Source organism: Pantoea stewartii subsp. stewartii (genome assembly GCF_008801695.1).
Taxonomy (GTDB): domain Bacteria; phylum Pseudomonadota; class Gammaproteobacteria; order Enterobacterales; family Enterobacteriaceae; genus Pantoea; species Pantoea stewartii.
Window position 1 is genome coordinate 1 of record NZ_VZPF01000137.1, and the last position, 6083, is coordinate 6083.

8 protein-coding genes are annotated in these 6083 nt (G+C 51.2%); 3 read left to right on the forward strand and 5 right to left on the reverse strand.

Annotation, left to right across the window (positions count from 1 at the left end; all coding sequences use genetic code 11):
- Positions 1-489, reverse strand: a 489-nt coding sequence (locus F7Q90_RS24295) for a winged helix-turn-helix transcriptional regulator (protein ID WP_249042838.1), incomplete at its 3' end; no start/stop codon positions are given.
- Positions 490-558: 69 nt separating this feature from the next.
- On the opposite strand from F7Q90_RS24295, the gene F7Q90_RS24300 reads away from it, so the two are divergent.
- Positions 559-867, forward strand: a complete 309-nt coding sequence (locus F7Q90_RS24300) for a Rossmann-fold NAD(P)-binding domain-containing protein (protein ID WP_044242914.1) — start codon at positions 559-561, stop codon at positions 865-867.
- Positions 868-1140: 273 nt separating this feature from the next.
- Positions 1141-1695 carry a Rossmann-fold NAD(P)-binding domain-containing protein gene (locus F7Q90_RS24305; protein ID WP_237166126.1) on the forward strand — a complete coding sequence of 185 codons (555 nt, stop codon included), beginning with the start codon at positions 1141-1143 and terminating at the stop codon, positions 1693-1695.
- A gap of 163 nt (positions 1696-1858) precedes the next feature.
- Here F7Q90_RS24305 and F7Q90_RS24310 read toward each other — a convergent pair whose 3' ends face one another.
- The 3 genes from F7Q90_RS24310 to F7Q90_RS24320 form a co-directional block, all read right to left on the reverse strand.
- On the reverse strand, positions 1859-2719 hold the full coding sequence (locus F7Q90_RS24310; RefSeq protein ID WP_006121695.1) for an SMP-30/gluconolactonase/LRE family protein: 861 nt from the start codon (positions 2717-2719) through the stop codon (positions 1859-1861).
- Positions 2720-2818: 99 nt separating this feature from the next.
- A complete protein-coding gene (locus tag F7Q90_RS24315; protein ID WP_006121696.1) occupies positions 2819-3292 on the reverse strand; it encodes a DMT family transporter in 474 nt (157 codons plus the stop codon).
- A 14-nt stretch (positions 3293-3306) separates the two neighbouring features.
- Positions 3307-4704, reverse strand: a complete 1398-nt coding sequence (locus F7Q90_RS24320) for an amidohydrolase family protein (protein WP_006121697.1) — start codon at positions 4702-4704, stop codon at positions 3307-3309.
- A 142-nt stretch (positions 4705-4846) separates the two neighbouring features.
- Between F7Q90_RS24320 and F7Q90_RS24325 the strand changes: the two genes are divergently transcribed.
- Complete coding sequence (locus F7Q90_RS24325; RefSeq protein WP_006121698.1) at positions 4847-5734, forward strand: LysR family transcriptional regulator; 888 nt, start codon at positions 4847-4849, stop codon at positions 5732-5734.
- A 185-nt stretch (positions 5735-5919) separates the two neighbouring features.
- Here the strand turns inward: F7Q90_RS24325 and F7Q90_RS24330 are convergent.
- A partial coding sequence (locus F7Q90_RS24330; RefSeq protein ID WP_151161046.1) for a transposase domain-containing protein occupies positions 5920-6083 on the reverse strand: 164 nt, incomplete at its 5' end.

The window sequence follows — 6083 nt, forward strand, 5'->3', positions numbered from 1 at the left end:
TTGGTAGAAAACGCTGATGCCAGACAGAACACCGTCATACGCAAGCATGTAACGCATTGATTTTATGTTATCTGAAACAACCGTTTTCATAGTACCACAGCATAAAATCCATTTATTCAACAAAGCCATCCAGGTCCACAGCGGGATCATCCGTACAAGCAGTTCCATACCTGTATCGGACAGCTCATATTCTACTCGTGGCGGGATTTCATTGAAATCATGGCGGATAACCAGTCCGTCACGCTCAAGCTGTCGTAATGTACTGGTCAGCATGCGCTGGGTCACGCCGTGCATACGCCTGCCAATTTCAGCATGACGCAGTCTGCCATAAACGCCAAGCGTGTTGATAATGCCCAGTGACCAGCGACTTCCGGCATGAGCCAGCAACTCCCGCCGTAAGCCATCATCATCCTCTCTCAGCCCCTGACAAACAGCCTGAGAATACTTAAGGATCTCGTCTCTGTCCACCTCATCGCTTCCCGGTATCATGCATGTACCTTCTTTTTAGTCCTTTTATGAATTGTTAGAGTGGCGCAACAATTCACGTAAGGCCTGATTATGAATAAAACTGATCTTAACACTACGTCTGGAAATATCCTTGTACTCGGTGCCGGTGAGCTGGGACTCCCCGTTCTGCGAAATCTAGCCCTCCGGGCAAAAGATGTGGAAGGAGCGAAAATCAGCGTGCTGCTACGCGAAAGCACCATAACGTCAGATCAACCTGGCAAACAACTCGTTATCACGGAAATCAGAAACCTCGGAATCAATATAGTTGCGGGCGATCTCGTCATGAGTTCTGTCGACGAACTGGCCGCCCTTTTTGCGCAGTTTGACACAGTCGTTGGCTGCGCCGGGTGGCTTTGTTGAATAAATGGATTTTATGCTGTGGTACTATGAAAACGGTTGTTTCAGATAACATAAAATCAATGCGTTACATGCTTGCGTATGACGGTGTTCTGTCTGGCATCAGCGTTTTCTACCAAAACAGTGCAGACAAAACAGAATGATTACCTATTATTCAACAAAGCCGCGCCGGGTATGCTGCCGGAATAAATACACCAATGAAACTGGCGCAGGCTGCTCTTCAGGCACGGATATCCACGATATTTTCCATGGCAGTTTGGTGCCGATTTTGATGCTATTGGACGCGGCAGTCCTCAAGACATCTTCGACGCGCAGATTGACGTGCGTGATTTACTACGCAGCCAGCATGAAACTGAGTGGGTCATCATTTCGACCGGCATCTTCATGAGCTATCTGTTCGAACCAGACTTCGGTGTGGTCGATCTGCAGAACAATACTGTTCACGCACTGGGTAGTATTGATAACACCATGACGCTGACAACACCTGATGATATTGGAATGCTGACGGCAGCGATCGTATTTAAAACTCCGCGCATCCGGAATGAAATTGTATATATCGCAGGTGATACACTGACCTACGCAGAGGTAGCAGATAAGCTGCAATCAGCGCTTGGCCGTCCTTTCAGCTGCACAGAATGGAGCGAACAATATCTGATGGATAAGCTTACACTCACCCCGCAGGACATGATGTCCAAGTATCGTGCTGTTTTTGCGCAGGGGCGTGGGGTAGCATGGAGTAAGGAGCAAACATTCAATGAACGCCATAACATTCCCGTCACCAATGTAGACACCTGGATTAATGCAAACCTTATCCAGAGCAACTCAGATTAGATTTACCTGAGCAGCTATAGTTAACGACTGCATCTTTTTTTTCGTGGGGATGAAAAAGACTCCATCCCCCTTTCACAAGCTTCATTATTTTTATCCAGCGTCAGAAAATATCGTTTAAATATAAAAATACGATATCTCCTTGATGGAGGTTAACGCATAAAGGTTACGGCAGGTGCGCTGAAAACCGGCTCTCCGGTAAACCGGCAAATACAGCTGAATCCGCTTTCAACAATGCTCCATCATGCTCTGATGGTAAAGACAGACCTACGCTGGCACTGGTGCAATAGAGCGTTGTGAATGCTTCGCCAGCGAGTGCCGGGCAGGTGCTCTGAATACCCGGAGATGGCAGGATGCAGTCTGTTGTTCCATCCGGACGATAACGTACTACACGATTTCCTCCCCATTCAGCATTCCAGACATAGCCCATTGCGTCCACGCATGAGCCATCAGGCGCACCATCGCCTCCTGTTTCAGTGAACACACGCTGATGATCGAGAGAGGGATAATCGCAGCACATTATACGGTTCTGCATGGAGTCGCAGTAATACATCGTTCCGCCGTCCGGGCTGAAACAGATACTGTTCGGGATGGCTACCTCTGGCAGAGGAAGCGTCTCAATGCTGAGCGTCACCGCGTTAAGCCTGTGAAATTTACCGATGACTTTCGCGGGAAAACCGTCATCCATTGTCCCGAAGACAAAATTACCGGCTCGGTCGCATCGCCCGTCTCCTGTACGGGTTCCCGGCTCTCCCGGCGAGTCTGCTAACGGGATGAATTCACCGGTATCGATGTTACAAAAGGCCAGCCGGGAGGCCAGAGCCATCAGCAGGACGTTATCTTTTTCAGTCAGTGCAAATGAACCAAGACGTTCAGGAAGTGCCCATCGCATGACGATATCTGTACCTTCTTCTAAAGCGAGCAGCTCACTGCCTTCAATGTCAGTCCAGTAAAGCCTGCGTGTTCTTTCGCACCAGAGGGGACACTCGCCCAGCAAATTTCTGACATTGGCCGCTGATGAAAACATGTTATTTCTCCGGAGGAGATAAAATTATCATTCTGGCTGAACTGAAGGTCACGGACGCCTGCATTCGGGCATACATCCGCAACCGGCAGTGTTGCCTTATTAATGCATAAAACGCTCAGTAAACCGGTCGCCAAAAAGCATGATGGCGAGTCCAATCAGCATGACCAGCATTCCTCCCAGCTTCAGCAACGAGACTGGCCGCCTTATCGCGCCCAGCAGGCCAAAATTGTCGATCACCTGTGATGATAGTAGCTGTCCAACAATTGCCAGACCGAGCAGGGCTGAAAAACCGATTTTGGGAGCAAGTACAACGTAGCTGAATAACGCACAGGCACCAATCAGTCCGCCCGCCAGACTCCACACAGGCTGCGAAGGAATGGCAGCAAGGGAGGTGAATAACCCTCCACGCAGCAGCGAGTAAATTCCAAGGCCGAACGCCCCGGCCGTAAAGGAAAACAACGCGGCGGTGACCGGATCTCCGCCGAGCCCTTTTGCGAGCTGACTGTTAAGTGTCGTCTGAAGGGTAATACCCAGGCCCGCTGCAAAAGCTATTACGTAATAAATCGCGCTCATGCTGTTATTCCCTGTCAGTTTGCCTGGACCAGCGGCAGGAATTTTTCCGCAAAGATGTCTGGCTCATACCCTGCTGCCGCAAATAGATGCTCGCGTGATTCATCAATGGCGGCGCGAAGGCGCTCACTGTCCACACCCAGCACTTTGCCGTTCTGCTTGACGATGCGCCCGCCGATCATCACGGTATCGATGTTGCTGCGTTCAGCTGCATGTACCACCGTTCCGAATGCATTTCCGTTCGGGTAAAGGTTGAGGTCAGCCGCGTTAATCAGGATCAGATCGGCCTGTTTGCCCGGCGTCAGGCTGCCTACTTTATCCTGCAGACCGGCACAAAATGCACCATCGACTGTTGCCGATTTAAGCAGCTGCGCTGCCGGGATCGTTGTCAAAGAATGATCTGAATCACAGCAGTGCTGCTTATGCATACCCATTACGCGCTGCAGATAAAACGCCACGCGCATTTCCATAAACATGTCGGTGCTGTAAGACGTTTCGTTATCCACGCTCAGACCCGGTGTAATGCCATGACGCTGCGCAGCCTCAATAGCAAACATCCCGCTTTCAATACCGTAGTGCGAATCTGAGCGCGGGCAGACGTTTACCCGCACGCCGGCTTCACGCAGGATTTCCCAGCCCTCATCAGGCAGCGCGGTACAGTGGTTAAAGATATTGTCCGGACCCAACAGGCCCTGCTGATGCAGCGATTCAAGCTCGGAGGCCATCTCAGCACCAAAGAACTCGGTCACGATCGGCAGCCCCAGCCTGCGGGCCTCGGCCCACAATTCCGGCTCCAGCTGGGCCATGACGCCAAGCGTCACAAGACTATCAGGATTATCCCTGAAATATTTTTCCTGCAGACGCTGCCAGTTGCCAGGCCAGTGCGCTTTATCCCATTCACCTGCTACCGGCGCACCGGACGCATGAATGGCGCGAATACCGGCATCAAGCAGGGCTTCAACGGCGGCGTCTGAATGCGCTGCGGTACGGCTGTTGTGCGAGTTATCAATCATGGTAGTGATACCCGCATCAATCGCGCCCAGCGCCGTCAGCAGGTTGCCAACATAGATATCGGCAGGCCGGTAATATTTCGCGAACGAGAAATGCGTGGCATTGCTGTAGTCGTCCAGACAGGTGGCGTTGGGGTTGATGCGGCGCAGCTGACCTTCCCAGGCGTGACGATGAGAATCGACCATCCCCGGCATGGCAATCATATTTGTGGCATCAATGACGTGAGCACCCTCGGCGTTCAGGTCCTTGCCGATTGCGGTGATGGTTGAACCTGTGACAAGAATATCGCCACGTTCATGGTTACCAACATTCTCATCCATACTCAGTATGGTTGCACCGCGGATCAGGGTTACTGGCGCATTTTCCGTCTGATTATTAACAATATTTCTGATGTAATCGGTCATTTGAAGTGTCTCTTTCAGGTTCAGAAGGGAAACAATACGCCTCCTGTTTAAACTGAAAAAGATGACTAACTTGTTTTCATCATTCAAAATTTACGAATAATAAGTATTATCACCGTTACATGCTATTAGGGAGTGCAGTCAGGTGGATCGTATTCAGGCTATGCAGGTTTTTATAAGGGTGGCTGAGGCCGGAAGCTTTGTCCGGGCCGCGGAAACACTTTCCCTGCCTTCTTCTACTGTTACCAGCACCATCAAAAATCTGGAGAAATATCTGCAGGTGCGTCTGCTGAACCGGACCACAAGACGTGTCAGCCTTACTCCAGAAGGTCTGCAGTATCTGGCGCAGTGCCGGGAAATTCTGGCCTTAGTTGAACATACGGAAGCCAGTCTGGCCGATTTGAACAGGCGACCCCGTGGCCGTTTACGCGTTGATATGCCCGGCGGTATAGCGCACTTCATCGTCATGCCAAACCTGAAAGAGTTCTACAGCCGTTATCCTGACATTTACCTGATGACCGGCGTCAGCGACCGGCAGGTTGACCTGGTTCAGGAGGGTGTAGACTGCGTGATCAGAACCGGAGAGTTACTTAACTCCACGCTTGTAGCTCGTCCGCTCGGAGAATTTCGCTGGATAACCTGCGCCTCTCCCGACTATATCAGGGAGTACGGTATTCCGCAGTCACCTGAAGATCTGTCTCATCATCGGGCTATTCATTATTTTTCCGGACAAAGCCGGCGTACAGACGAATTGCGTTTTGTAAAGGGAACAGAAACGCTGTCCGTATCCGTCAGTGGGCAGGCAGCCGTCAACGAGACGGGGCTTTATATAAAAATGTGCCTTGAAGGGTTCGGACTGGCGCAGCTTGCTGAAAATGTTGTAGCAGAACACCTGGAGAAAGGAACGTTGGTTGAAGTTCTGGCCGACTGGCAGCCGCCGTCTGTTCCTGTCACGCTACTTTATCCTCATCAACGTTTTCTTTCCCCTGCTGTACGTGCATTTGCAGACTGGATAGGTGAAATATTCAGTTGATACGCCTGTCACAGCTCCCCGTTGTACATTAAAAGTCGCCAGTATTCAGGGCCCCTCAAAAAGCGGCAGACTTTATTTCTGCGGGTAAGATCATCCCGGAGCAGCGACTTCCCGGAGAAAGGCTCTACTCAAAAATTCACATCTCCGGTTTATGGGTAAGCGTCGCATTCAGACCGTATTGACGTTCAGGCAGAGGGAAGCTCGACCTTCCATGGCAGCAGATCGCGGACCCGGTTCACCGGCCAGTCCTGTATATGACCGATGACGTAACGCAACCACGTCTCGGGGTCAACGCCGTTAAGCCGGCAGGTGACGATCAGAGAGTAGAGGATCGCCGCACGTTCTCCGC